This is a genomic window from Candidatus Binatia bacterium, from assembly GCA_026415395.1.
Lineage (GTDB): Bacteria > Desulfobacterota > Binatia > HRBIN30 > HRBIN30 > HRBIN30.
The window spans coordinates 169,600-194,828 of sequence record JAOAHD010000003.1 but is presented as its reverse complement, the minus strand read 5'-3'; the positions used below and the strand labels follow the sequence as shown (position 1 = coordinate 194,828).

The following is a 25,229-nucleotide window of genomic DNA, read 5'->3' as shown; positions in this document are numbered from 1 at the left end:
CGTGGAATTCTCAGAAGGGCGCAAATCGTTCCTCGCCCACCGCATTTTAGAGACGTTGCAGCGAGAGGGACTGGCGGAGGTGCGTAACCAGCGGCTAGCGCTGAATGAAATCAAAAGGGTCCTCGAGCAGGACCACAAGGTGGACGAACAGATCGACGCCTTCGTTCGCCGCAAGATCGCCAGCTTATCGCGTCGGGTCCCTCCGGGTAGCCGCGAATGGGAGGTCCTTTACCGACAGTATTACGAAGAGGAACTGCGGAAACGGCGACGCTGAGATTCACGGTCGCACCAAAGTCCCTGGCGGTTGCAATGGGATCGATACTGTGAACGTGGTTCCCTTACCCACTTCACTCTGGACGCTGAGCTGAGCGCCGATCAGATCAGCAAATAAACGCACCAAGTACAACCCCAAGCCGGCCCCTGCACTACCAGTGTGTGTATGGAACTGTCGGAAGGGCTCGAAAATGTGGGGTAGGGCATCTGGTGGGATGCCATACCCCGTGTCAGAAACTTCGATTTCCAACCCGCGCGTAGCTTCTCCAGCCCTGATCCGCACGACACCCTCATCCGTGTATTTCAAAGCATTGGACAATAGGTTCCTCACAATCACCTTCAGCTTCGCCGCATCACTGTAAATTGGCGGAAGACCTTCCGGCACCTGCCATTGGACCTCCACGCCTTCTTTCTCCTGCATTTCGCGAGTTTCCAAGCGAATTTGCTCGAGAAGAGCCGCCGGATGGATTAACTGTAAGTTCAGTGCACTGCGCCCGGCCTGGACTCGGCTAACCTCGAGTGTCGACGTCACTAACTCGAGAAGCTGTCGCGCTGCTTGTCCCACTCGGTCGATCACTTCTCTTTGCTCGCTACTGATGGGGCCAAACACGCCCTCTAGTAATAAGTCATGATAGCCAAGAATCACATTGATGGGGCTACGGAGTTCATGCGACAACGTGGCAACAAACGCCGCCCGAACTCGATCTGACTCTTGCAATTGCGCGATCAGTTCTCGCCTTGCCTCCTCATCGCGGTGCTTCTCAGTAACATCCTGGCACATGGACAACATTCCACCAAACGACCCATCGGGATTGCGGAGTGCAACCGCGCTCCACTCGCATACGATCGTACGCCCATCCTTGGTCACGTTTTCCAAACGCATAGGCCCGAGCATATGGTCCTCGCGGGCTAGCTCTTCAAAACCGCGAACTGACAATTCCCGCAGATGGGGCGGCGTGATCACATCAACGGCGCTTTTGCCCACCACCTCGTCCACCTTGTAACCGAAGATATCTTCGGCGGCCCGATTCCAATAGACATACCGGAGACTCGCGTCGCTGATGATGCATCCAACAGGCATCGAATCGAGCACGAGCTGAAGGCGCGCCACTGCCGTTTCCCGCTCCGCTGTCTGGTCCAGCAATGTCCGCCGCAATCCCACGGCACGCGCAGTCCCCAGAGCCGACAAGAGACCCGCGATAACGGGCACGGCCACTAGGTGCAACTTCTTGTCTTCGTTTGCGAGGTGGGGCGCCGCCGCCAATGCCAATCCGTAAATTGCCAGTGTGTAAGCCACCGACAAGTACTGGCGGCGGGCACGCCAGGGCACAAACAAAGCGGTCGCCATCAACTTGATTGCGATGAAGCCAGCAATGCCGGCGGGTGCCGTCTCAGGGCTCAAAAGCTGCAGCACGAGACTGGTAGTAAAGGCGAACTCGCCAACGGCAAACGCAGTCTCGGCACGATGCCGAAGCCAGGTCGACCTCATCCCCACTAGCAGCAAAGCCGCCGTTGCGATTTGAACCACGTACGCCGGCCAAGCCGCCCACACCTGCGCAGGCCGGAACCACAATTGGGCGACGACGTACCCACACATGATGACCAAGACAGCCCGTGCGATTGACGGCACCGCGCTCTGCATGGCAGAGGCCTGCGCCTGCGCGTAGCGCTCTGCCGCACCTTCCCCTCGAAGAGCCGCAACCAGCCCCCGTCCCAACGCAAGCGTTTGGCCGGCCGCTGCTACGGTTGCGCGCCCTAACGGTCCCTGCATTCTGGCTTCGTCCCCTTCAGACGAATTTGGACTGTCCGTTGCCCCTACGCGAGCTCCTCACTGCGGTGCATTTACTGCGGAACTGACTGTCCGTTTATCCCGTCAGAACGACCTGAACAAGCGTTGCGCACCGTCAGCCCCCACGACGCTTTTACCAGAAGCAACGTTAGGTGTCAGTTGGTGAAGGTATAGTTGTCGAGGCTCAGCGGCGAATAGAGCGCATAACTAGACCGGGAATGTAGCCTGATTCCTAACTCCGAACGGAAGCTACGGAGGCGGGTGGACCGGTGCGCCAAACGCGGCGAGGATATCTGTCCAGCAGCCATTTAAAAGGAGCGGAATGCCCGCGAATTCCGACCGGCGATCGGAAGACTGCTTGGCGCCCTGCGAGTCGCAGGCTAGCAATTGAGGTTCGACCGTGAGCGCGCGCTTATCCTGGCCCACAAAACTCCTCTACGGAATTGGCGAGGTAGCCGTCAGCACGAAAAACGCGGCTCTCAGCCAGTTCTTGCTCTTTTTCTACGTCGATATCGTGCAGGTCACCCCGTTCCTGGTGGGCACCGCACTGTTCTTGGGAAGGTTTTGGGATGCCATTACCGACCCAATCGTCGGCTACCTTTCAGATACTTGGCGCTCCCGTTGGGGAAGAAGGCGCCCGTTTGTGGTGGGCGCAAGTATTCCCATCGCGCTCGGCTTCTACTTTCTCTTCGCTCCTCCCCAGTGGTCGGAAGGCGCTGTGTTTGTCTACTTAGTTTGTGCTTACGTTGGTTTAATGACCGTGTTCACCCTTTACGCCACGCCGTACCTGGCGTGGAGCGCCGAACTAACGGACGACTATCACGAACGAACAACGGTGGTGCAGGTGAGAGCCTTGTTTGGCGTAGTCGGCGGGCTCGCGGGGTCCGCTCTACCGGTCGCCATCGCGGGGCACTTTGAAACTGCACGCACCGGCTTTGCCGTTGCGGCAGCAGCTCTCGGCTGCATCATGGCCGGGAGCGGCCTCGCTGCTGGCCTTGGCGTGCGCGAAACCAAGGGTGCATCGTCTCCGTCACCGAGCTGGACGCACTTTTGGATGGGCTTGCGGCGCACAATGGCAAACGTGGACTTCCAGCGCATCTTCGCGGTGTTCTGTGCGATGACCCTGGCTGCATCCTTAGGGAACGCGGTCCAGCTATTCGTGATCAAGTACTGGCTCGGACTTTATGATTCTTTTCCGGCGATTGCGCTAACGTTCGGATTGGCGTTCGTCTGCTCGTTCCCCTTGTGGCGCGGGTTGTCCCAAGCAGTCGGTAAACACCAAGCGCTGCTCTTTGGCCTCGGTCTCGGTTGTCTGGTGCCATGGGGCTGGTTTCTCGTACCCCCGGGAAATCTCGGTGCCATGCTCGTTTTGGCCGCGGCGGGAGGCGTCTCGATGGGCTCGATCACATTAGCAATGTCTAGTGCGATCGACATTATCGACATTGACGAGTGGCACACCGGAGAGCGTCGCGAAGGCGCATACTTTGGTATTTGGACCCTAGGCTTGAAGACAATGGGAGCGCTCGGCGCTCTCTTGGGCGGCGGACTGCTTTCAATCCTCGGAGGCGGGAACGGCGATCCCCTCAGCCCTGTGGAGGCCTGGAAACTTCTTTGGGTGGTTGGACCATTGCAGGCTGCATCCCACGCATTCGGGCTCGTGACGATGCGCCGTATCCGGTGGGGACCAGAGGAGGTAAAAAATCTCCAAAAGGTCTTATCCGCCCGCCGGCAGCAGCAGAGCGAGCCAACACCCTCTCAAAGTACCTCGCGGTAGAAAAACGTCATAAAGAGGCCTAGCAGCATCACCAAGACGGGCCAGAGAAATCGTGCCGCTGCCGAAGGGATGATACCGCGGAGCATCAGCCACCGTGTCACGCCGGCCAGCAAGCCAAGTGTACCGAAGACGGCGTGTTGGACATTGATGATGTTGGTCAACTCCTGGGTGGACCGTACCGACGCGTGTGCGTGCCCGAGTAGCAACACGCTTCCCACGATCATCAAAATCGGCAGTCCGGGGCCGAGCGGCCGCTGCGAGGCGGGTCGATAACGGTCACGCCACCCGAGCCACGCCAGAGCCAACACCATGATCGCACCCGCTTGATGTTCCAACACCACGGGGTCGCTCAGTGCCTCTCGAAACTTCACCTGACGCAACAGAAATACCTCCGGATCAGCGAAGATTGCGATGAAGAGAGCAAAAGGCACGAGGAAAGCAGGCCAGACCTTCGAGGCGACCATTTCGACTCGACCACCCGCGGCCTGAAGCAGCCACAACGTGGCCATCAACGTTACCCCTAAGCCCGACCAATTATGCATGAACTCGGAGTACAAAAGATCGAAGCGGTTCCGCTCCCAATCGCCGACAAAAAGCGTGGGGTCCACGAAGGATGTTGAGGGGAGCTTCGGAGTCATCAAAACAGCCACCTGTTCGCGGCTAAGGGTTACTGAGCCATCCGCTCCTGGGGGAGAAATGGAACCGACAATCCCGGCCACGATGACCACGAGAAAGGCGGCTGTCGCCTCCAACTCCAAGCTGCGGTGAAATCGCCGCGTCGCGGAAAACCAGGCAACCGCGGTAAATTCTCGCGCTGCTTGTTTCAGGCGAGGCACTGCGACCAAAAAGTTATACGCGCCGGCAACTCCGACCACCGCCACGAGAACCAGCTTCAAAAGCAGGGTGAGCCCGTAAGCGGAGACAAACAGATCCCGCAGTGAGGGTACAAAACGAACAGCCGCGAGCACGCCTGTGACGAAAACGAGAGCAGCAGAAGACCCCGCAACTGGGGAAAACCACGCAAGCAGCCTGACCCATCGTGCAGCAGCGTCACCAGTGTCAGGTTCGATCCATTGTCGGCGGCCTAGCCAAAGGTGCAAAAGAACGCCAATCCAAGCAGACAGTGCCATGATGTGGGCTAAGTGCAATGCCACGGCCAGGATGGTTTTCTCTGGCTGCGCCCCCGCATGGCTCACCGCAGCCGCGAGTGTCGCCGACACTACATAGAAGGGCAGGGCAGTGAGAACCCCCGGGGTTCGCAGCGGAATCGCCAAAGCTAGACCGCACAGCAGCAGAAGAATTGCCCGTGCAAAACCCATTTGTCCTACGGTCGTCGAAGCGACGAACGACGCTACCAACGTCGGATCCACTCCGCCGAACACCGTACGCCCCTTCACTTCGGCTACTTGCACAAAAAGGTCCGCAAGGGCAGCGAGCCCAGCAGTCCAGCTTGCGCGCCGCCCCCACAAGCAAGCGAGGTCCACCGCCTCACGCCTTTCGGACGTTATCCCCGCGAGAAATGCAAGGAGGAGGAACCAAAAGGTTCCACCCACGACGATCAGACCGAGAAGCTGCAAACCATGGAGCAGCGAATGTTCCACGGGATCCGAACCCGACCGAACAATCTACGGCTCCTCCGGGGCCCGAATTTCAAAAGTGATTCGCCCCGGGGCGCTATGACCGTCACGCGACAGCACCCGGTACTCGACCACGTACTCTCCAGGAGACAACTCCGGGATGCGAACACGCAGCTCCGTACGATCGTCTGGATTCACCTCTGGGGAACCGGATGCCAGGTTGCGCCGGCGTTTTGCCTTGAGCTCCGAAGCGACAAATACTTCGATTGAGTGAAAGCCGCGATCGAGCAGCTCGTTAAACCACAAGCGAATCATCGGCGGTGAGCTCCGCAGCACTTCGCGATTGACAGGTTCCGAACGCAACAGACGAGCATGCGCCCAACACACGTTCGGCCGCAAGCTCAGAGTTGGAACCGAAGCAAAGAGAACGCCTGCTATTGCAGAAACCGTCGCTTGCCGGCTCATCCAAACAACTGCTCGTAGCCGATCGGGAATTTCTTGCAGAGAGAGACCACGTCGTCGGCAATAGACTGTAAGACCTTATCGTTTCCCACGTTCTGCAGCGCGCGTGTAATAAAATCGGCGATGATCTCCATCTCGCCTTCTTTCATGCCCCGGGTCGTCACCGCGGGGGTGCCAATGCGAATACCACTGGTCACAAATGGAGATCGGGTTTCGAAGGGCACGGTATTCTTGTTGACCGTAATGTGGGCTCGGTCGAGCGTTTCTTGCGCCACTTTACCCGTGAGCTCCGATGGCCGAAGATCAATGAGCATCAAATGGTTATCGGTGCCGCCTGACACTGCCCGAAATCCCCGCGCCTGTAACGCCCGGCACAACGCCTTTGCATTCGCCACCACTTGTCGTTGGTAAGCCTTAAATTCCGGTTGCAGTGCCTCCTGGAACGCTACTGCTTTGGCCGCGATCACGTGCATGAGAGGCCCACCTTGATTTCCTGGGAACACTGACGAGGCGATGCTTTTCGCATACGGCTCTTTACACATGATCATACCGCCACGGGGGCCTCGCAGTGTTTTGTGCGTCGTGGTGGTCACAAATTCACAGTAGGGAATCGGAGAGGGATGAATGCCTGCCGCAACCAAACCTGCAAAGTGCGCGATGTCCGCCATCACTGTCGCGCCTACGTCGTCGGCAATGGCGCGAAATTTGGCGAAATCGATCTCGCGTGGATAGGCACTGTAACCCACGACAATCATCCGCGGTCGATGTTCACGGGCAAGCGCAGCGACTTGTTCGTAGTCGATGCGCTCATCGTCCCGCCGAACCCCGTACGGGATCACCTTGAAAAACTTGCCAGAAAAGTTGACCGGGCTTCCGTGGGTTAAATGCCCCCCGTGCGTCAGGTCCATCGCTAGGATCGTGTCCCCAGGCTCCAGCTGCGAAAAGTACACAGCCATGTTCGCCTGCGACCCAGAGTGCGGCTGCACGTTCACATAGTCTGCACCAAAAAGGAGCTTGGCACGATCAATGGCTAGTTGCTCGGCCATGTCCACGTACTCGCAACCCCCATAGTACCGCTTGCCCGGGTAGCCTTCAGCGTACTTGTTCGTCAGGATGGAGCCCTGCGCCTCGAGGACGCTACGGCTCACAATGTTTTCGGAAGCAATCAGCTCCAGGTTGTACTCCTGTCGCTGGGCCTCCAGCCGCAAGATGCGATAAATCTCGGGGTCGGTCCGAGCGAGTTCGCTCATCGTGCGCTTTGCTTGTGGGACTCAATGTAATCGATCACATCTTGGACAGTACGAATCTTTTCCGCCTCCTCGTCACTGATCTCCAAATCGTATTCCTCCTCGAGGGCCATGATCAGCTCGACGATATCGAGCGAGTCAGCACCTAAATCCTCGATAAACGATGCCGAGGGGGTCACCTCATCCTCACTGACTCCAAGCTGCTCGGCAATGATCTCCTTTACCTTTGCTTCGACCGATGACGCCATGATCAACCTCCTATCAGGGATGCAGGCCCAGGGCCCTGTGCGACCACTTGCTCGGGCAAAAACGTAGCTTGCGTTCTCTACAATCGGTCACATGTACAGTCCGCCATTCACACCGATCACTTGGCCGGTAATGTACGCTGCCGCAGGCTGTACTAGAAACAGGACTGTCTCTGCAACCTCTTCAGGTTTGCCCCAACGCTCCATCGGGATCAACTGAAGGTACACCTGCTTTAGCTCCTCGGGGAGTCTGTCGACCATTTCCGTTGCAATGAACCCTGGGGCGACGACATTTACCGTAATGTTCCGGGTCGCCACTTCCCTCGCCAACGATCGTGAGAATCCCTCGATACCCGCCTTCGCAGCAGAGTAGGCGGTCTGCCCGATGTTTCCCAAATGGCCCGCCACCGAACTGATGTTCACGATACGGCCGTAGCGAGAACGCAACATCGAACGAAGAACGGCTTTGGTGCACAAGAAGGTGCCGGTCAGATTGACCCGCAAAACGCGATCCCACTCCTCTTCGTTCAACCGTAAAAGAAGTTGATCCGATGTGCCGCCAGCGTTGTTCACCAGAATATCAATGCGGCCGTGACGGCCGACCACTTCTTTGACGGCACCTTGCACAGCTTGCGCATCGCTCACATCAAAAGCAATCGCCTCAGCTTCTCCACCCTCAGCGGAAATTGCCTGAACGGTGGCCAATGCGGCCTCTTGGTTTTGCAAGTAATTTACGACGACCCGCGCTCCGGCTCTGGCCAACCTAGTCGCAATGGCCCGGCCAATCCCACGCGAGCCACCCGTCACTAAAGCCACCTGCCCAGCAAGCTCCCCACTCACGGCATCCCCCGAAGTCCGTCGAGATCATCCGCCGAAAGGCAGTTCCAGTGCGCAACCATTCTTTTCGCAAGATTCGTCAAAACTCTCCCTGGCCCAACCTCGATGGCTGTGCCGCACGAATACTCGACCAGCGAGCGGACACACCGTTCCCACTGAACTGGCGCCGTTACTTGCCGCACCAACAACTGTCGCATTTCCGATACGTCGGACGGGTATGGCTCCGCGGTAACGTTCGACAGCACGGGAAAGACTGTCGGGCAAATTTTTGTCTCAGAAAGGACTTCCTCCAGGCGGGCCGCGGCCGGTACCATGAGCTCGCAATGGAAGGGAGCACTTACCTGAAGGAAAACCGCCCGCTTGGCTCCTACCTCTTTTGCTGCGGCGACAACCCGGCCCACCGCCTGTCTCTCACCAGCAATCACGATCTGCCCAGCGCCATTGAAATTCGCTGGCGACACCACACTACCTTGCGAGTGCTTGCGGCATAGAGCCGCCAGGGCATCCGCATCCAGTCCGAAAATTGCCGCCATGGCACCTCGTCCTGGGGCAACTGCGGCTTGCATGGCCCGTCCCCGTTCGTGAACCAAACGCAAAGCCTCGGCAAAGACGAGCGACCCGGCCGCGACCAGCGCACTGAACTCTCCCAAGCTGTGCCCAGCAGCCGCAACTGGCTGGATGCCGTGCTCCCGCTGCAATACAAACCAGTATGCCGTGCTCACTAAAAGCAAAGCCGGCTGAGCATTAGCGGTGAGGGTCAGTTGGTCCGCGGGCCCCTCCAGGCAAAGGCGCGTGAGCCCAAACCCCAGGACTTCGTCGGCCTCGGCAAAGAGCTCCCTTACATAAGCGTGACGCTCGTAAAGAGCTCTCCCCATGCCAACGGTCTGTGACCCTTGGCCGGGGAAGAGTAAGATCGCCTTCATTAGTCAACGCCAATGTTGACGACCTTCCGGCCTCGGTACGACCCACAGTGCGCACAAACTCGGTGCGGAAGTTTTGGCTCTCCACACTCGGGGCACAGGGTGACGGTCACTGGCACCAAGGCGTCGTGAGCGCGCCGCTTGTTACGCTTGGACTTTGATGTCTTTCTTTTTGGTACAGCCATAGTGATTCTCCTCCACTATACACCCCGCCAAAGCTCTGCGACTGTTACTAGGACGAGCTGTTGCCAGCCTAACGAGTCAGTTTAATTTCTCTAAGGGCCGCCCACCGTGGGTCCCTCTGCTCAGTTTCGCAAGCGCAGGGATGTATGTTTCTGTTCACCCCACAAGTGGGGCACAATCCTCGGCACGCCTCATTGCAAAGCGGGCGCGTGGGCAGTGCGAGGATGATGTGTTCATCGACGATCGGGCCAAGGTCAATCTCTTCGCCCTGATAATAGGCGAGATCGAGATCATCCTCAGTGAGTTCCATATTGACCGGGAGATCCTCCCGAGGCACCAACACCAACGAAAAGTCCGTGCCGAACTCAAAGGGGTAACTTTCGAGGCACCGAGCACAATGGCCAATCGCCTGTCCCGTGATGTGCCCCTGCAGGAAGACCTCGACGCCGACCCGGTAATAATCTAGCCGCACGCTCGCATTGCGCGGCAGCTCAAAATCGCACACTCCGCCAGCGGCCAGCAGCGCGTTCAGCGCACCAACTGGCTCCTCGTAGACGACTCTGCGTGGCTCCTCTTGAATGTCGCGGACAATAAGCTTCACAGCGGAACTTTCCAGAAGAAAGACGAGCACGATTCCCGTAGCCCAGCCCTGCTAGAGGTTCAAGGCACCGCTAGCAGTGGGCGGAGGTTTATGTTTGCTTTGCCGTTCTTGGAGAGGTGGATGGACACATGACGTTTGCGCAACGGGGCTCGCCGCAGGACTCCAGTGTTCAGCAATCAGCCTGTGTCCAATCGAGCGGGCTCGGAAAGCGCTTGGGCTATGATTGGGCTTTGCGTTCGGTGGATGTCCAGATTCGCCGAGGGGAAGCGGTAGTGCTCGTTGGCCCGAACGGAGCGGGGAAGAGCACCTTGTTAAAACTCTTTGCAACCTTGTGGTCTCCTAGCGAGGGCACTCTGCGGCTGTTTGGAAAATCCCCTGGGGATCAGGCGTGCTGGATTCGTGGACAAATTGGGTACCTGGGCCACTCAAGTCTCCTGTATCCCCAGCTCACCGTAAGAGAGAACCTCACTCTCTACGCGCGTTTGTATGGTGTTCCTAGGCCTCGCGAGAGGGTTTCCGAAGTTTGCGAGCAGCTTGGGTTAATCGGCTGGCGAGAACGCCCGGTTGGTAGCCTCTCGCGAGGGCTCGAGCAGCGCGCCGGACTTGCAAGGGCGCTTATTCACGACCCAAAGCTACTGCTGCTGGACGAGCCGTTAACCGGAATCGATGCTGAGGGCCGCGACCTAGTGATGGGTTACTTGGGGACCATCTGCAGGGGTGAAGCGAGGACGTTGGTGATGTCGACGCACGACTTCGCTCAGGCGGAAACCTTTTGCCAACGAGTCATTTGCTTGCGCTCCGGCCGTATCGTTTACGATGGCCCGATGCCGCGGGTCCTGGTTAATGCGTACAAGCAGTGGATGCGTACCGCGATGTGAGGCGAACACGCGTCTCGAGCGTACACCAATGTGGGAGCTCGTTAAGAAGGATTTGCTGCTCGAGTGGCGGACGCGGGAGGTACTGGCCGCCGTCTTACTCATGGGGGTTTTGACTCTCCTCGTGCTGAGCTTTGCGTTCGACCCAACCTCACCCCAACGCACGAGCGCTGCCCCGGGCGCATTTTGGGTGGCCTTTTTGTTCGCCGCAGTTTACGGATTTGGTCGGGCATTCGCTCCCGATGAGCGAAACGACGCCTGGCAAGGGCTGTTGCTCAGCCCACTCGATCGGGGGACTCTGTACCTGGCTAAGGTTACTTCGACCCTCGTATACCTTTTGGTGGCGGCGGCGACCCTGATTGTCTTGTTTGTGGTATTGTTTGACGTCGAACTTACTGCCGCTTGTTGGCCGTGGTTTGTTGCCACGGGGCTCGCCGCCTTAGGGCTATCCGCATTAGGCACGATCTTCTCCGCGGTTTCGATTCGCACCCGTGCCCGGGAAATCATGCTGCCACTTCTGTTATTACCGCTGGTGGTCCCGCTCTTCTTAGGTGGGGTCGAAGTCACCCAGCGTTCTTTGCAAGGCCAAGCACTGGGCGACGCCGTGGCCTGGCTCCATCTAATGGTAGGTTTTGATATTGCAGCACTGGTTGTTGCTTGGTTGCTGTTCGAATATGTAGTGGAACAGTGATGCATACTTCCCCGATTGGTGGCGTCTGGCTCGAACGCATCGTGCCTCCGGCGTGCGGTGCCGCAATGTTTTTGGCCCTGGCGGCGGTGTTTATCTACGTTCCAACCGATCGCGTGCAGGGGGTTGTCCAGCGAATCTTTTATGTCCACGTTCCTCTCGCGGTAGTGACATTCATCGCGTTCGGGGTTACTGCGGTTGCGAGCGCCATCTACCTCTGGCGGAATGATGCCAAATGGGATCGCATCGCCTACGTGAGCGCGGAGATCGGCGTTTTGTACTGTACCCTTGTCTTGATCACCGGCCCGATTTGGGCAAAGCCGATTTGGGGTACCTGGTGGACATGGGATGCGCGGCTTACAACCACACTTATTCTCTGGCTCATTTACGTTGCCTACCTGATGCTCCGCAATCTCACCGTCGATCCGGAGCAGGGCGCACGTTATGCCGCAATTTTGGGAATCATGGGCGCGCTCGATATTCCTATCATCAACCGCTCCGTGTATTGGTGGCGCACCATTCACCCGGCCGTTTTAGTCACTCGCGAAGGGGGCACCGGCCTCACGGATCCGCGCATGCAGATCACTCTCCTGATCGCGTTCATCGCAGTGTTGTTATTGTTTGTCTGGCTCTTGCGCGTGCGCGCTGCGCAAGCACGCCTGCAAGAAACCATTTGGGCCATAGAACGATCTCTGTTGCAGCGGTACTAAGGGGGCGAAACGAATGGACTCCTTGCATTTCTTATTCGCTGCCTACACCGCTGTTTGGGCGATGCTCTTCCTCTATCTCTGGGTGATGGCCAGACGGACTCGGCGTCTCGAGGAGCAACTGCAAGAACTCTTACGACTCCTCGATCAGCAAAGTTCTGGCGGCTCTACTCCCTTCACGGACGCCGAAGGTCGTCGGCACGCCAACGGAAGGTGATCCGGCTGTGCGTTCGCTGACGTGCCCTGTGTGCCGCACACCCGTTCGGTGGGAAGAAAATCCATGGCGGCCATTTTGTTCTCAACGTTGTCAGGCTGTGGACTTTGGACGATGGGCATCCGAGGCGTACCGCATTCCTGGAGAAGAACCTCACGAAACTAACTGCGAGCACTCGAGCGATCCTCTGGCGCCTAAGCCTCGCGACTGATCGACCATGCCGATTCACCCAACCGCCATTATCGATCCTCAGGCCGAAATCGATGTGACAGCGGAAATCGGGCCTTATGTGGTCATTCAGGGGGCGGTCACGATTGGAGCTCGAACCCAGATCGGTGCTCACGCGGTGGTTCTGGGACCAACCAAGATCGGCGCGGAAAACAGGATTCATGCGAGCGCGGTGATCGGGGATGTTCCGCAAGATCGCTCTTACAAGGGGGAGGACTCCCTGGTTGAGATCGGGGATCGCAATGTGATCCGCGAGTTCGTGCAAGTCCACCGTGGGACCCAGAAAGGTTCCGTCACCCGTATTGGACATGACAACTTCCTCATGACGCACTCACACGTCGCGCACAATTGCACGCTCGGAAACAATGTGGTTTTGGCGAGCGGAGCGCTCCTCGGGGGTCATGTCCACGTAGAAGACGGGGCGTTCATCTCCGGGAACTGTGTTGTGCATCAGTATGTTCGTGTAGGAAAACTTGCTTTGATGCGAGGCCTTTCTCGTACCTCCCGAGACGTCCCTCCGTTTTGTATTGCTGACGGTACGCACACCGTGCGTGGCGTCAACCGCATTGGACTCTACCGGGCCGGCTACACCGCGGACCAGGTTCGGGCCATCCGGAAGGCGTTTCGGCAACTGTTTCTCCGGCGTGGGAATCTCCAAGAGCGATTGAATGAACTGGAAACGGAGCAGCTTACGGAGGAAGTCGGCTACTTGATTCAGTTCATTCGGTCGTCTCGCCGAGGGGTGTGTCGGCCTCCCCGATCGCCATCGGATGCTGACGAGTAAGAGCGAGATCCCCGCCGCGTGAACGACCCAGCTCACCAAAAAACAGCAACGCCGTCCTGGAAGGAAGAATCATTTATTGGGTTCACTGACGATACTTCTCCGAGCAACCAAATGCCTCTGCACGAAGGCGGTTTCGCGCAGCACTGTTGCGGCTGCAACCCCAATCCACTAAGCGGACCTCACCATGAGCCGTAAGGTGCGCATTAAAATTGCAGCAAGTGTTCTCGTGGGAGTGGTTGCGTACCTCATGTACACCGGCGTGCGCGAGGCGGCGGTGTACTACATCACCGTGGAAGAGTTCGCACAGCGCCGGACTTCGTTAATTGGCGAAGGAGTGCGGGTGGCAGGGCGAGTTACACCCGGGTCTGTGCAGCGCCGCTCGGGGCCGAAAGGAGAGGAGGTCTGGTTCGAACTCGGGGATTTTACGGACGAGAGCAATCCCACGTCCGTCGTGCGAGTGTATTACGCCGGGGTTGTTCCCGATATGTTTCGCGACGAGGGAGGCAGCGATGTGATCGTCGAGGGGCAGTACGACGGGTCTGTCCTCCGCGCTCAAAGCGTGCTTACGTCATGCCCCTCGAAGTACGAGCCTGTGGAGCCGGCCAATGGCTCGCAGGCTGCAGGTAACTAACCAAAGGGCCCAATGGTAATCGAGACGAAAGGCTAACGGTGCAAGCGGCTCCGCTCGTGGCGGCACGCGGGAACTCACGGCCACCGGGAGAGAATATTGATGACCGACAGTGGTGAAATCGCGCTCATCGTTGCTTGGGTTTTCACTCTTTACGCCTTCCTTTCGTCGCTCGCGGGCGGGCTCCTGCGGCGCAGCGAGTGGGTTCGGAGCGCAGAGAACGCCGTGCTTGCCGGTTGGGCCTTCGTTGCGGTAGCAGCGGCCGACCTACTGCGCGCGCTAGTCAGTCGCGACTTCAACGTTGAGTACGTCGCACAATACTCCAGCAGTACGCTGCCGCTTCACTACACAATCGCAGCACTTTGGGGAGGCCAAGCTGGGTCTCTGCTGTTCTGGCTCACGATCCTCACTTCCATGGCTGCCATCGTTGTTCTGCAAAACCGCGAGAAAAACCGTGACTTAATGCCATTTGTCACCGCCACTCTCACGGCAATTGCGCTGTTTTTTGTTTCCCTGCTCGTTTTCGTCACACCGCCCTTCCAACGCTTGGCTTTTACCCCCGGAGACGGGCGAGATCTAAACCCACTCCTTCAGAACTATTGGATGACCATCCACCCGCCATCTTTGTACCTGGGATACGTTGGTTGCTCGGTGCCGTTTGCATTTGCGATGGCGGCGCTCGCAACCGGGCGGCTGGACGACGTCTGGATCCGCACTACTCGACGGTGGACCCTGTTTGCGTGGTTTTTTTTAAGTTTGGGAAACTTGTTCGGTGCGCTTTGGGCATATCGCGTTCTGGGCTGGGGCGGTTACTGGGCGTGGGATCCAGTAGAGAACGCTGCCTTCATGCCGTGGCTCACGTGCACTGCGTACCTCCACTCGGTCATGATCCAAGAAAAGAAGAATATGCTGAAAGTCTGGAACATGATCTTGGTGATCTTGACGTTTCTCCTGACCGTGTTTGGAACCTTTCTGACTCGCAGCGGTGTGATCTCGTCGGTTCATTCCTTTACCCAATCGGGTTTAGGCCCGTTCTTTATCGGCTTTCTCGGGATCGCTGCGGCGGTTTCCCTTACCTTGCTCGTGTGGCGCCTGCCTGCGCTACGCAGCGAGAACGAAATCGATTCGATGCTGTCCCGCGAGGCGGCCTTCCTAGTGAACAATTTGGTTCTTGTGGGGATGGCGTTCGCCGTGTTCTGGGGAACGATCTTCCCGGTGATCTCAGAAGCCGTCCGAGGCGTCAAAATTACCGTAGGCCCTCCTTTTTTTAACCGAGTCAACACCCCGCTTGGGCTGCTCCTCCTATTCTTGATGGGAGTAGGGCCGTTGATCGCTTGGCGGCGAGCCTCCTGGTCGTCGCTACGGGGGAATTTCCTCTGGCCCGCGTGTGCTGCCTTCGCGGTCGGCGCGATATGTTTTAGCTTCGGGGTTCGCAACGCTTATGCCTTGATCTCTTTTGGTCTGTGCACGTTCGTGACTACAACGATCCTCCAAGAGTTCTGGCGGGGCATGAGAGCTCGCCAGACGTTAGTTGGAGAATCATGGCATGTCGCGCTGGTGCAACTCACCGCGAAGAACCGCCGTCGCTACGGGGGGTACATCGTTCATCTCGGTGTGGTCATGATTTTTCTGGCGATCACCGGAACTTCTGCCTTCCGGATCGAAGAGCAAGTAACGGTCAAGCCGGGGGAGTCGTTCGCCGTGGGGAAATACCAACTTCGGTTCGAACGGGTGGAATCGTGGGAGACCGCGCATAGTGCTCACTTGGCAGCCCACATATCAATCCTCCAAGACGGTCGGGTGCGAGACGTCCTAAAGCCCGAAAAGCGCTTTTATAAGAAGCCGGAGCAGCCTGCCACCGAGGTTGCAGTTCGCTCGTACTGGGGTTCGGATTTGTACGTGGTCTTCGGGAGTTTTGATGGTAAAACCCAAACGGCGACGATTCTCGCTTATATAAACCCGCTAGTGGGGTTCCTAGAATGGGGTGGGGCAGTTCTGGTCCTGGGTGCCCTCATTGCGGCTTGGCCAGAACGACGCCGGGCACTTGCTCGGGAGTGGCAAACCAGCCGCTCAGCCGCTGAAGTGCGATCGCAATGAGCCGTCGTGTGCGAACTTCTTTAGGCGCGCAATTCGTGGCGCCGATGAGGCTCGTTGTTCTGAACGTTTTTCTAGTTGGCCAAGTGGCGGCTCTGGCAACTGAGCCCCAAAGGGCGGCTAACTTTCAAGAGATTGAGGAGTCTCTGACTTGCCAGTGCGGGTGCGGCCTTACCGTTCATAGCTGTAATCACGTTGACTGCGGATCAGCCATTCCTTTACGCCAAGAGATTCGCGAGCAGATCGCGCTCGGGAAAACCAAGAGAGAAATCCTGGCGTACTTTGAGGCCAAGTACGGAGAGAAAATCCTGTCATCGCCCACGATGCGTGGCTTCAACTTGCTTGCGTGGCTTATGCCATTCCTCGCGGTAGGGTTTGGACTCCTGTTCGTCGGTTGGACCTTACGACGTTGGTCTAGAAATTCTGGTGGCAGGAGAGATACAGCTTCCAATGGCTTCACAGGTAAACCGCTCGCCAGCGAGGATGAGAAACGCTTACGTCAGGAACTCGATCGCTTGGAGCTTTAACGATCGATGATGGGCGTGCTCCTCGTGATTGCACTCACAAGCGTAGGCCTTCTCTATGTACTGTGGCCGTTTTGGTCACAGTTCATCTCAGAGGAGCCCGTGGGGACGACAGGCTCGCTCGATGCGGACAAAAGAAGTGTCCTAGAACGGCAAAAAGACGAGGCCCTCGCAGCGATCAAAGAGGCCGAATTCGAGTTGCAGATGAACAAGCTTACAATCGAAGATTACGAAGCGATCCGTAATCGATATGCTCCGATCATCTTTGCTGCCCTTGATGAGCTCTCCCGTTCGAGCGATCCGGCGCTCAGGGCTCGTGAAGTAGCAGCACGGCACCTTTGCCCCAGCTGCGGTGCAGAGCAACCGGTTCACGGACGTTTTTGCTTCTCGTGCGGCCAGCGGCTCCACAAGGAGTCGCGAGCCGCGCGGGAGAGCACCGCGCGGGGAACGCAAGAACAGCGGCCCCCGTAAGGCGAACAATTTTTGGCCCAAGCCCTTGAATCTCCGATTGCCTTGAATCAATTTGTTGCGCGCGATGAAACGGGATCTAGGGCCTATTTCACGCTTCATGGAGCATCACTTTTTGCACTTCAACGCGGCTGCTTTGATGGACGCCGCCCGTGCGTATGCGGACCTTATCGATCGCGGCGGGAAAATGCTGGTCGCGCTCGCTGGCGCGATGAGTACTGGAGAGCTCGGGAAAAGCCTCGCTGAGATGATTCGGCAGAAGAAAGTTCACATCATCTCGGCTACGGGCGCCAATTTGGAAGAGGACGTGATGAATCTCGTTGCGCACTCGCACTACAAACGGGTGCCGAACTACCGGGATTTAACGCCAGCAGACGAGCAGGCTCTTCTCGAGCAACAATACAACCGGGTCACCGACACCTGCATTCCGGAGGAGGAGGCCTTCCGTAGACTCCAACAACATCTCTACCGCGTGTGGAAGAAAGCGCAGGATCGCGGGGAGAGATACTTTCCACACGAATACTTTTTCCAATTGATTCTTTCAGGTGAACTGGAAAAGTATTACGAAATTGACCCGCGGGATTCGTGGGTAGTGGCTGCCGCCGAGAACAACGTTCCCATCGTTGTTCCAGGCTGGGAGGATTCCACTACAGGCAACATCTTTGCCGCTTATGTGATCAAGCGAGAGCTCCGGCCGGAAATTGTACGGTCTGGGATTGAATACATGACCTGGCTTGCGGACTGGTACTTGCGCAACGCAACCCAGCCAGGAATCGGCTTTTTCCAAATTGGTGGAGGGATCGCTGGGGACTTCCCCATTTGCGTGGTCCCAATGCTCCACCAGGATTTGGGTCGCCGCGATACGCCACTGTGGGCTTACTTTTGCCAGATCAGCGACTCCACGACGAGTTACGGATCCTATTCCGGTGCCGTACCAAACGAAAAGATCACTTGGGGCAAGTTAGGTGTGGACACGCCACGTTTCGTCATCGAAAGCGATGCAACAATTGTCGCTCCGTTAATCTTCGCTTGGGTGTTAGGGTGGTAGGACTTTGTGATTGTGACCCCAGCTTAAGCTCTGTGGCGCCCCTGCGGGGCCGGTTTAGGCTCTTACTCCCTGGTGCGCTTTGTACGGGTTGAAGCCCCCCGAGGTTAACTCCTGCTTCATTGGCGACCCGCCAGCTGGTAAAGCACCAACAACGCATTCACAAAGCCTGGGAGGTGGTGCGGTGCGGAGAGAACGGCGAGAGCTCAACCAGGGATCCAAATACAAGCGAAGAATGGGCATGGTGCTCTCCGGGGGAGGAGCGCGTGGCGCTTTTCAGGTTGGTGTGTACGAGCGCCTCCTCGACGACCCTCGTTTTGCTGCGGGCCCGATTGCTATTTCGGGAACGTCGGCAGGTGCCATTAACGCAGCACTCATTGCCGCGGGACGAACGCCGAAGGAGATGCTTGCCTTCTGGCACTCCATCGGCGACAATCCGCCGGCCACCGCAAGCCCGCAGTTCTTTTCCAGCGCAACACGCACGCTCCTACGGTTATTATTCCGAGAAACGCTCTGTTTCCTCTTACCCGGTAAGCGCTGGCGCCAGCTAGCACAACGACTGAGTGGACACCTACCGCCCCAGCCCGGCGATCTCCTCGCTTTTCTGGTCGAGTACCTTCTTGCAACGCGCTTTGACTTGGTCAGTGAATTTCTCTCTGGCATCACCGAGCCATTTTTGGCCGACACGACCGCGCTACGTGACCGATTGGTTGAAGCTCTCGGCGGTGAGAAGGTGCCCACCGACCGCGTCCACTTGGCCGTCAACACGGTTGATGCCCACAGTGGGAGGGTGGTGCGCTTCGTCACACGCTCGACCCCACTCACCCGTCCGCCGGACTATCACATCGTCGATGCCATTACGGTCGATATGATTATGGCCAGTTGCGCCATTCCTTTATTATTCCCGCCCGTGCGGATCGGTCCGCATTTGCTATGGGACGGGGGCTTGCTGGTCAACACTCCATTAGCTCCGGTTGTGGCCCTTGGTGCCGAAGAAATCATACCAGTTCTCATCACCGAGCCGGCCGAGGCGGGCGCTGAACCGTTGGCCCATTTCGGCCGCGCAGTTGAGCGAACCGTGGATAGCCTGTTAGAAAACGCATATAACGTCGACCGAAAGCTACTTTTGGAGCGGAACCGCCTTGCCGCCCTCGACCGGGGTTCTTACCGCGCCGTGACCTTGTACGAAGCTGTTCGTCCGGCCAAAGACGGTGTTTTCAATGCAGGATCGTATCTTTATTTTGACCGGCACGTCCTGAACCAAATGTATATGGCCGGTGTTCGAGCCGCAGAAAGTTGGCTGGAAGCAGGTCCTCCCGTCGATCACCTGGAGGAAGCTCCTACTTTGCCAGCAGCAAGTCCGGCCTGAAGCTCAATTTCTCTGCAAGTATAACCTGCACGGCCTATGCGACGGGACATTTTCACTCCCAGTCACGAACTGTTTCGGGAACAGTTTCGCAAGTTTGCCGAGCGAGAGATCGTACCCCGGATTCCTAAGTGGAACCGGCAAGGTATGACAGATCGAGAGATCTGGCGGCTTGCCGGAGCCGAGGGCTTTCTTGGCGCAAACCAGCCAGTCGAATATGGTGGTTCCGGCGGCGATTTTTTGTACGACGCGATTATCATGGAGGAGATGGCGTACCTACGCGCGCACGCCATGATGATCTCGCTGCATTCCGACATTTGCATGCCGTATCTTTCCTCTTATGGCACCGAGGAGCAAAAACAACGCTACTTGGTCCCCGCGATCCGCGGAGAGTTGATCTTGGGGATCGCCATGACAGAGCCTGGTGTTGGTTCGGATCTCGCGGCAGTCAAAACTCGTGCGCGCCGGGAAGGGGATCATTACGTCTTGAATGGCGCGAAAACCTTCATCTCGAATGGTCAGATTGGAGATCTGTTCATCGTTGTCGCCAAGACGGATCCGGAGGCGCAGCCTCCGCATCGGGGAATCAGTCTCTTGCTTGTGGAGTCCACCTTCCCCGGTTTTCGTCGGGGCCGGAAGTTGGAAAAACTGGGGCTGCGCGGACAAGACACGAGCGAGCTCTTCTTTGACGACTGTGTCGTGCCCAAAGAGAACCTACTCGGCCGAGAAGGCGAAGGATTTCGGATGCTCATGGAAAAGCTCCAGCAGGAGCGCCTTTGCATCGCCGTAGCTTCCCTGGCGTCGTGCCGACGGGCATTGGACGACACGATCGCCTACGTCAAGCAGCGGAAAGCTTTCGGGCAACCGATAGCGTCGTTTCAAAATACCCAGTTTAAAATTGCCGAGCTCGCAACTGAAATCGAGATTGGCCAAGCGTTCATCGACAAGCTTTTAGTCGCCCACTGCCGCAACGAAGAAATCGTCAAGGAAGTCAGCATGGCGAAGTGGTGGACCACTGAACTTCAGAAAAGGCTGACGAGCGAGTGCCTACAGCTCCATGGTGGGTACGGCTTCATGCTAGAGTACCCGATCTCTATGGACTACGCAGATGCCGCCGTTCAAACGATTTATGCCGGCACGAACGAGATCATGAAAGTCATCATCGCGCGACGTTTGGGCTTGGCTTAGATCTTTTGCTGTGGGTGTGTGCGGCCCACGATTATTGACACTTGTGTGTATCCCGAGCGGATGAATCTGTCACTTTCCCGCTGGGCACCTATAATGCGGGAGCTTTGCGCATGCAGGATCGCGTGCGGGTTGCACGAGAACCAGAGCCACACACACAATTCGCAATTTTGCTGTCGCCTCCGCCTTGCGGCCAGGGAGGCGTCGCCCTTGAAGTTACGGGCCCGGGCTGCTCGCCATGCGACTAAAAGCGACCTAAAAGAGCCGTTGGGCAGACCGCCGTCACCACCAGATCACGTTCCTTTCGTCCGGCTGGCTGACCCGACTGAATTGCGCCCCAGCCGTCCATCGGCTCTTGGCGACAAAGGAATGGAGCCGAGGGGAGTCGAACCCCCGACCTCTAGAGTGCGATTCTAGCGCTCTCCCAACTGAGCTACGGCCCCGTGAGTCACTGGGAGTCGAATACCCAAGCCGGAACACGCTCGCAAGGGTCATCCCTGATCATTCTCGACATGGCGGCCAGTGGCCCTTCTGTGATACAGCACAAACTGTGCATGCTTACGACTTCCTGGTAATCGGTAGTGGATTGGCGGGGTTGACGTTCGCTCTCAAAGTCGCGCCATACGGTAGTGTTGCGGTCATCACCAAGGATTTCCTGCCGGAGAGTGCGACCGAATATGCACAGGGCGGTATTGCCTCCGTGTGGAGTCCGGAAGACTCATTTGCAGAGCATGCACGAGATACCATCGAAGCAGGTGCGGGGCTGTGCCATGAAGATGTCGTTGAGCTCGTTGTCCGCGAGGGTCCTCTGCATGTCCGAGAGCTCATCGAGCTCGGAACTCGTTTCGACACGAAAAACAATTCGGACGGCGAGTATGACCTTGGTCAAGAGGGCGGCCACTCCCATCGACGCATTCTGCACGCCTCGGATGCAACTGGACACGAGATCATGCGGTCATTACTGGCCGCCGTACGCTCGAAGGAAAGCATCGCCATTTTCGAGCGCCACTTGGCGGTAGACTTGCTCATAGACGCCAAATTCCGTCCCACTGCGCGCCAGCCTCAGTGCTGGGGTGCCTACGTCTTAGATATCAGCAAAGGCACCGTCTGTCGGTTTCAGGCGAGAGCGACGTTGTTAGCGACGGGCGGTGCCGGCAAGGTGTACCTCTACACAACGAATCCCGACGTAGCCACTGGCGACGGCATTGCGATGGCGTTCCGCGCAGGGGTACCCGTTGCCAATATGGAGTTCTTTCAATTTCATCCGACGTGTTTGTACCACCCGCAAGCAAAATCGTTCTTAATTTCCGAGGCCCTGCGCGGCGAAGGTGCAGTGTTACGGACTCCCGACGGTAGAGCCTTCATGCAGGATTACGATGCCAGGAGAGAACTTGCCCCTCGCGACATTGTTGCCCGAGCAATCGACAACGAGATGAAGGTGCATGGGTACGACTGCGTTTACCTCGATATTACTCACCGAGACCCGGGGTTCACGCGTGAGCGCTTTCCTCTAATTTACCAGCGCTGCCTTCAATACGGAATCGACATCACGCGGGAGTGGATTCCTGTAGTACCGGCGGCCCATTATTGCTGCGGAGGAGCGATCACGGATAAGGATGGGGCCACGAACATCCGCCGACTGTATGCGGCCGGGGAGACGGCAATGACGGGCTTACACGGTGCAAATCGACTGGCATCGAATTCTTTACTCGAGGCACTCGTGTTTGGGCACCGCGCCGCAATGGCGGCTGTTCACTTGGTCCAAGAAGATCGCGACCCCCTGCCCGATCTCCCAGAATGGAACCCTGGACAAGCCGTAGACAGCGATGAAATGGTGGTGGTGAGCCAGAATTGGGACGAGGTGCGCCGCATGATGTGGAACTATGTCGGCATTGTCCGATCCAATCGCCGGCTGGCGCGCGCCTTCAAACGCATTCGCCTTCTCCAAGAGGAGATCGAGCAATACTACTGGGACTTTCTCATCACGGCCGATTTGATCGAACTCCGGAACATCGCCTTAGTGGCAGAATTGATCATCAAGTGCGCAATCGCCCGAAAGGAGAGCCGCGGCCTGCACTACAATATCAACTATCCGCAGCGGGATGACCTGCATTGGAAACGCGATACCATCTTGGTGCCGGGAGAGCCGTTTGTTTGCGATGTCTGCTGAAGCATTCTCCATTATTGTTCGCGAATGGGGAAAGAGCGTTTTTGAGAACGCCCCGAACGGATAATCGCCCGTTGTTTTGATGACTGCGGTCGCATGAAGCAAATCAGCATTCTTGGTTCGACAGGATCCATCGGGACGACGACGCTTGACGTGGTCAGTCGTTTTCCCGACAAGTTTCGCGTCGTTGCCCTAGCGGCTGGGACGCGCGTGGAGCGACTCGTCGACCAGGCACGGAAGTTTCAGCCCAGACTCGTTGCCGTCGGGTCTGAAGACGCTGCAGACGAATTTCGGCAGCGGTTTCCGGACTTTCGAGGCAAGGTCGTCCATGGTCCATCAGGGCTTGAATTGTGCGCCACGGCGCCTGAGGCAGAGCTTGTCGTTTCTGCGCTGGTCGGCGCAGTTGGGCTCGTCCCCACGCTGCGGGCGGTGCAACTCGGAAAGGCAGTCGCATTAGCGAACAAAGAGGTACTGGTCGCTGCCGGTCCTCTGGTGACCCGAGCCGCAAAAGAAACGGGAGCAACACTGTGGCCGATCGACAGCGAGCACAATGCAATTTTTCAGGCGCTCCGAGGACACCGCCCCGAACACGTGCGCAGGATCATCTTAACCGCCTCGGGCGGCCCCTTTTTGCGAACACCCAAGGAGGAACTTGTGCACGTGACTCCGGACCAGGCACTGCAGCATCCGACATGGAAAATGGGGGCCAAAATTACCGTCGACTCGGCGACGCTGATGAACAAAGGGCTGGAGGTGATCGAGGCACACTGGCTTTTTGGCCTCGAACGAGAGCGCATTGACGTTGTCATTCACCCACAAAGCATCGTCCATTCTTTTGTCGAGTACCAAGACGGATCCTTGCTGGCGCAGCTCGGCATCCCCGACATGTCGATTCCGATTGCCTACGTACTCGGTTATCCCGACCGGCTCCCACTCGATTACCTCCCCCGCCTCGACTTAGCGCGCGCTGGGCATCTTCAGTTTGAGTCGCCGGATCCTGAGCGGTTCCCATGTCTGCAACTTGCATATGAGGCACTGGCGCGCGGGGGAACGGCGCCCGCCGTGCTTAATGCTGCCAACGAAGAGGCGGTTGCGGCTTTCCTTTCCCGCAGCATTCGTTTCGTGGACATTCCTGAAATCGTTGAGGCAGTGCTTCACGCACATGAACCGAGAGAGGTCTCTAGTTTGGACCGTGTTCTCGAAGCGGACCAATGGGCGCGGCGGCACGCTCGATCCGCGGTCGCGAGCTTAGCGTCTTAGTTCCGCTTTACTGTTGCCGCTCGCAGTGGTACGGAGTCAGCCCGTGCCAGCCGAAAGGATGAGCGGTTCGTTGACCGCAGAGCAAATTGCGGTGCTGCGGGAATTGTTGCTACAACGCCGGGCGGAAATTCTCGCGGAAGCCACGAAGACTGTTGGGGGACTCAATGCCAACACGGTCAATACGCCCGACCCGAGCGACCGCGCATCCATTGAGGCAGATCACATCGCGCTGTTGCGTGTCCGGGACCGCGAGCGGAAACTGCTGTCTAAAATCGACGAAGCACTCGGCCGTATCGAGTCGGGCGAGTACGGATATTGCGAATCTTGCGATGCACCGATCGGATTCAATCGGCTTCGGGTCCGCCCGGTGACCACTTTCTGCGTCAACTGTAAGGCGGAGCAAGAAGAGCTTGAACGGCGCCCAGGACACTCTTGAGCGCGCTCAGGCAGGGGGTACCTCACGAAAGGCGGACGCTAGACAACCCTGAACACCCTCCATCGAGGCTTCCGTGAGAGGTACGGGACCGGGGGCAGGCCAAAACCCGAACAGGATCTTTTTGCTTTCGTTGCCTTGAATTTCATGCTATCGGATTGCGGCGATGCGGCAACTGCCGCGGTGAAAGGGAGACCTGAGGTTGACCACCACGCCCCTCGACAAAGAGATCCTTCAGGAAATTGTTCGTATCATCCGTACTAAGGAGCGGGTGCCAGATACGGTCGAGGTGGGGGGGCGCCGCTACGCGCTTACATATCTCGAGGACCACTCTCAGAGGCTCAACGATGCTTTGGCGAGCCGAGATGCTAACATGCTGAGCATTCTTTTCGGGCAGTTAGCAAGCAAGGTGAAATACCAGGTTCTCCCCCAAGCCGAAGGTCGGACCAGTCAAAGGGAGCCCAAAGCCAAACGGGCTACGGTGCCGAAGATTGGACAGCACCGAAAAACAGGCTCATCCGGAAGAGCCTCAACGGCGAGGAAGTCGGGTAAGTCTCCGGCCGCCACCACCAAAGCACGGGCAACAAAACAAAAGCGAGCAGCCAAGCTTCAAGCGTCTCCCCCGGGCGCCCGTCGAAAAAAGTAGCTACAACAC

Annotated in this window: 27 protein-coding genes and 1 tRNA gene; 18 read left to right on the top strand and 10 right to left on the bottom strand. The window is 57.6% G+C overall.

What is annotated here, in order from left to right; all coding sequences use genetic code 11:
• Position 1 precedes the first annotated feature (1 nt).
• Positions 2–274: a DUF507 family protein gene (locus N3C12_03775; GenBank protein MCX8071559.1), complete on the top strand. Its 273-nt coding sequence runs from the start codon at positions 2–4 to the stop codon at positions 272–274.
• 3 nt (positions 275–277) lie between these two features.
• On the opposite strand, the gene N3C12_03770 is transcribed toward N3C12_03775, so the two are convergent.
• A complete protein-coding gene (locus N3C12_03770) occupies positions 278–2,044 on the bottom strand; it encodes a PAS domain-containing sensor histidine kinase (protein ID MCX8071558.1) in 1,767 nt (588 codons plus the stop codon).
• Between the two features lie 418 nt (positions 2,045–2,462).
• On the opposite strand from N3C12_03770, the gene N3C12_03765 reads away from it, so the two are divergent.
• On the top strand, positions 2,463–3,836 hold the full coding sequence (locus N3C12_03765; protein MCX8071557.1) for an MFS transporter: 1,374 nt from the start codon (positions 2,463–2,465) through the stop codon (positions 3,834–3,836).
• Here the strand turns inward: N3C12_03765 and N3C12_03760 are convergent.
• The 8 genes from N3C12_03760 to N3C12_03725 form a co-directional block, all read right to left on the bottom strand.
• Positions 3,818–5,437 (bottom strand): CopD family protein, encoded by a 1,620-nt coding sequence (locus N3C12_03760; GenBank protein MCX8071556.1) that lies wholly within the window; start codon positions 5,435–5,437, stop codon positions 3,818–3,820. The genes N3C12_03765 and N3C12_03760 overlap by 19 nt on opposite strands.
• A 24-nt stretch (positions 5,438–5,461) precedes the next feature.
• Positions 5,462–5,878: a copper resistance protein CopC gene (locus N3C12_03755; GenBank protein MCX8071555.1), complete on the bottom strand. Its 417-nt coding sequence runs from the start codon at positions 5,876–5,878 to the stop codon at positions 5,462–5,464.
• Complete coding sequence (locus tag N3C12_03750; GenBank protein ID MCX8071554.1) at positions 5,875–7,125, bottom strand: serine hydroxymethyltransferase; 1,251 nt, start codon at positions 7,123–7,125, stop codon at positions 5,875–5,877. The genes N3C12_03755 and N3C12_03750 overlap by 4 nt, the downstream gene beginning before the upstream one ends.
• A complete protein-coding gene (gene acpP, locus N3C12_03745) occupies positions 7,122–7,370 on the bottom strand; it encodes an acyl carrier protein (GenBank protein ID MCX8071553.1) in 249 nt (82 codons plus the stop codon). The genes N3C12_03750 and acpP overlap by 4 nt, the downstream gene beginning before the upstream one ends.
• An 87-nt stretch (positions 7,371–7,457) precedes the next feature.
• Positions 7,458–8,207 (bottom strand): 3-oxoacyl-[acyl-carrier-protein] reductase, encoded by a 750-nt coding sequence (gene fabG, locus N3C12_03740; GenBank protein ID MCX8071552.1) that lies wholly within the window; start codon positions 8,205–8,207, stop codon positions 7,458–7,460.
• Entirely contained in the window at positions 8,204–9,127 is a 924-nt protein-coding gene (gene fabD, locus N3C12_03735) for an ACP S-malonyltransferase (protein MCX8071551.1), read from the bottom strand. Before fabD ends, fabG begins: the two co-directional genes overlap by 4 nt.
• The gene (gene rpmF, locus N3C12_03730) at positions 9,127–9,309 is read right to left on the bottom strand and encodes a 50S ribosomal protein L32 (GenBank protein ID MCX8071550.1); all 183 of its coding nucleotides are present in this window, start codon (positions 9,307–9,309) and stop codon (positions 9,127–9,129) included. The genes fabD and rpmF overlap by 1 nt, the downstream gene beginning before the upstream one ends.
• A gap of 68 nt (positions 9,310–9,377) precedes the next feature.
• Positions 9,378–9,908, bottom strand: coding sequence for a DUF177 domain-containing protein (locus tag N3C12_03725; GenBank protein MCX8071549.1), 531 nt, complete (start codon positions 9,906–9,908; stop codon positions 9,378–9,380).
• A gap of 128 nt (positions 9,909–10,036) precedes the next feature.
• On the opposite strand from N3C12_03725, the gene N3C12_03720 reads away from it, so the two are divergent.
• The 13 genes from N3C12_03720 (at position 10,037) to N3C12_03660 (ending at position 20,717) form a co-directional block, all read left to right on the top strand.
• Entirely contained in the window at positions 10,037–10,786 is a 750-nt protein-coding gene (locus N3C12_03720; GenBank protein ID MCX8071548.1) for an ABC transporter ATP-binding protein, read from the top strand.
• Positions 10,787–10,814: 28 nt separating this feature from the next.
• Positions 10,815–11,474 carry a heme exporter protein CcmB gene (locus tag N3C12_03715; protein ID MCX8071547.1) on the top strand — a complete coding sequence of 220 codons (660 nt, stop codon included), beginning with the start codon at positions 10,815–10,817 and terminating at the stop codon, positions 11,472–11,474.
• Positions 11,474–12,181: a cytochrome c biogenesis protein CcsA gene (gene ccsA / locus N3C12_03710; GenBank protein MCX8071546.1), complete on the top strand. Its 708-nt coding sequence runs from the start codon at positions 11,474–11,476 to the stop codon at positions 12,179–12,181. The genes N3C12_03715 and ccsA overlap by 1 nt, the downstream gene beginning before the upstream one ends.
• Before the next feature lie 13 nt (positions 12,182–12,194).
• Positions 12,195–12,395, top strand: coding sequence for a CcmD family protein (locus N3C12_03705; GenBank protein ID MCX8071545.1), 201 nt, complete (start codon positions 12,195–12,197; stop codon positions 12,393–12,395).
• Positions 12,396–12,411: 16 nt separating this feature from the next.
• Complete coding sequence (locus N3C12_03700; protein MCX8071544.1) at positions 12,412–12,603, top strand: DNA gyrase inhibitor YacG; 192 nt, start codon at positions 12,412–12,414, stop codon at positions 12,601–12,603.
• 6 nt (positions 12,604–12,609) lie between these two features.
• The gene (gene lpxA, locus N3C12_03695) at positions 12,610–13,404 is read left to right on the top strand and encodes an acyl-ACP--UDP-N-acetylglucosamine O-acyltransferase (GenBank protein ID MCX8071543.1); all 795 of its coding nucleotides are present in this window, start codon (positions 12,610–12,612) and stop codon (positions 13,402–13,404) included.
• 184 nt (positions 13,405–13,588) lie between these two features.
• Positions 13,589–14,035 carry a cytochrome c maturation protein CcmE gene (locus tag N3C12_03690; protein ID MCX8071542.1) on the top strand — a complete coding sequence of 149 codons (447 nt, stop codon included), beginning with the start codon at positions 13,589–13,591 and terminating at the stop codon, positions 14,033–14,035.
• 99 nt (positions 14,036–14,134) lie between these two features.
• Positions 14,135–16,129, top strand: coding sequence for a heme lyase CcmF/NrfE family subunit (locus N3C12_03685; protein MCX8071541.1), 1,995 nt, complete (start codon positions 14,135–14,137; stop codon positions 16,127–16,129).
• A gap of 44 nt (positions 16,130–16,173) precedes the next feature.
• A complete protein-coding gene (locus N3C12_03680) occupies positions 16,174–16,653 on the top strand; it encodes a cytochrome c-type biogenesis protein CcmH (GenBank protein MCX8071540.1) in 480 nt (159 codons plus the stop codon).
• A gap of 6 nt (positions 16,654–16,659) precedes the next feature.
• On the top strand, positions 16,660–17,121 hold the full coding sequence (locus N3C12_03675) for a hypothetical protein (GenBank protein MCX8071539.1): 462 nt from the start codon (positions 16,660–16,662) through the stop codon (positions 17,119–17,121).
• A gap of 64 nt (positions 17,122–17,185) precedes the next feature.
• Entirely contained in the window at positions 17,186–18,166 is a 981-nt protein-coding gene (locus N3C12_03670) for a deoxyhypusine synthase family protein (protein ID MCX8071538.1), read from the top strand.
• A gap of 181 nt (positions 18,167–18,347) precedes the next feature.
• Positions 18,348–19,532: a patatin-like phospholipase family protein gene (locus N3C12_03665; protein MCX8071537.1), complete on the top strand. Its 1,185-nt coding sequence runs from the start codon at positions 18,348–18,350 to the stop codon at positions 19,530–19,532.
• A gap of 36 nt (positions 19,533–19,568) precedes the next feature.
• Positions 19,569–20,717, top strand: a complete 1,149-nt coding sequence (locus N3C12_03660) for an acyl-CoA dehydrogenase family protein (GenBank protein MCX8071536.1) — start codon at positions 19,569–19,571, stop codon at positions 20,715–20,717.
• Between the two features lie 367 nt (positions 20,718–21,084).
• Here the strand turns inward: N3C12_03660 and N3C12_03655 are convergent.
• Positions 21,085–21,157 (bottom strand) — tRNA-Ala (locus N3C12_03655).
• A gap of 107 nt (positions 21,158–21,264) precedes the next feature.
• Here N3C12_03655 and nadB point away from each other — a divergent pair.
• The 3 genes from nadB (at position 21,265) to dksA (ending at position 24,577) form a co-directional block, all read left to right on the top strand.
• Entirely contained in the window at positions 21,265–22,884 is a 1,620-nt protein-coding gene (gene nadB, locus N3C12_03650) for an L-aspartate oxidase (protein MCX8071535.1), read from the top strand.
• A gap of 93 nt (positions 22,885–22,977) precedes the next feature.
• The gene (locus tag N3C12_03645) at positions 22,978–24,141 is read left to right on the top strand and encodes a 1-deoxy-D-xylulose-5-phosphate reductoisomerase (protein ID MCX8071534.1); all 1,164 of its coding nucleotides are present in this window, start codon (positions 22,978–22,980) and stop codon (positions 24,139–24,141) included.
• A 43-nt stretch (positions 24,142–24,184) separates the two neighbouring features.
• Positions 24,185–24,577 carry an RNA polymerase-binding protein DksA gene (gene dksA / locus N3C12_03640; protein ID MCX8071533.1) on the top strand — a complete coding sequence of 131 codons (393 nt, stop codon included), beginning with the start codon at positions 24,185–24,187 and terminating at the stop codon, positions 24,575–24,577.
• The last annotated feature ends 652 nt before the right edge of the window (positions 24,578–25,229 follow it).

What these genes read in the sequence shown, in the direction of transcription:
- N3C12_03750 (MCX8071554.1), bottom strand. Translation starts at nt 7,125, where the DNA reads ATGAGCGAACTCGCTCGGACCGACCCCGAGATTTATCGCATCTTGCGG.
- fabD (MCX8071551.1), bottom strand. Translation starts at nt 9,127, where the DNA reads ATGAAGGCGATCTTACTCTTCCCCGGCCAAGGGTCACAGACCGTTGGC.
- N3C12_03715 (MCX8071547.1), top strand. Translation starts at nt 10,815, where the DNA reads ATGTGGGAGCTCGTTAAGAAGGATTTGCTGCTCGAGTGGCGGACGCGG.
- N3C12_03755 (MCX8071555.1), bottom strand. Translation starts at nt 5,878, where the DNA reads ATGAGCCGGCAAGCGACGGTTTCTGCAATAGCAGGCGTTCTCTTTGCT.
- N3C12_03645 (MCX8071534.1), top strand. Translation starts at nt 22,978, where the DNA reads ATGAAGCAAATCAGCATTCTTGGTTCGACAGGATCCATCGGGACGACG.
- N3C12_03770 (MCX8071558.1), bottom strand. Translation starts at nt 2,044, where the DNA reads ATGCAGGGACCGTTAGGGCGCGCAACCGTAGCAGCGGCCGGCCAAACG.
- ccsA (MCX8071546.1), top strand. Translation starts at nt 11,474, where the DNA reads ATGCATACTTCCCCGATTGGTGGCGTCTGGCTCGAACGCATCGTGCCT.
- N3C12_03690 (MCX8071542.1), top strand. Translation starts at nt 13,589, where the DNA reads ATGAGCCGTAAGGTGCGCATTAAAATTGCAGCAAGTGTTCTCGTGGGA.
- N3C12_03705 (MCX8071545.1), top strand. Translation starts at nt 12,195, where the DNA reads ATGGACTCCTTGCATTTCTTATTCGCTGCCTACACCGCTGTTTGGGCG.
- N3C12_03720 (MCX8071548.1), top strand. Translation starts at nt 10,037, where the DNA reads ATGACGTTTGCGCAACGGGGCTCGCCGCAGGACTCCAGTGTTCAGCAA.
- acpP (MCX8071553.1), bottom strand. Translation starts at nt 7,370, where the DNA reads ATGGCGTCATCGGTCGAAGCAAAGGTAAAGGAGATCATTGCCGAGCAG.
- N3C12_03675 (MCX8071539.1), top strand. Translation starts at nt 16,660, where the DNA reads ATGATGGGCGTGCTCCTCGTGATTGCACTCACAAGCGTAGGCCTTCTC.
- N3C12_03685 (MCX8071541.1), top strand. Translation starts at nt 14,135, where the DNA reads ATGACCGACAGTGGTGAAATCGCGCTCATCGTTGCTTGGGTTTTCACT.
- N3C12_03670 (MCX8071538.1), top strand. Translation starts at nt 17,186, where the DNA reads ATGAAACGGGATCTAGGGCCTATTTCACGCTTCATGGAGCATCACTTT.
- N3C12_03680 (MCX8071540.1), top strand. Translation starts at nt 16,174, where the DNA reads ATGAGGCTCGTTGTTCTGAACGTTTTTCTAGTTGGCCAAGTGGCGGCT.
- lpxA (MCX8071543.1), top strand. Translation starts at nt 12,610, where the DNA reads ATGCCGATTCACCCAACCGCCATTATCGATCCTCAGGCCGAAATCGAT.
- rpmF (MCX8071550.1), bottom strand. Translation starts at nt 9,309, where the DNA reads ATGGCTGTACCAAAAAGAAAGACATCAAAGTCCAAGCGTAACAAGCGG.
- N3C12_03660 (MCX8071536.1), top strand. Translation starts at nt 19,569, where the DNA reads ATGCGACGGGACATTTTCACTCCCAGTCACGAACTGTTTCGGGAACAG.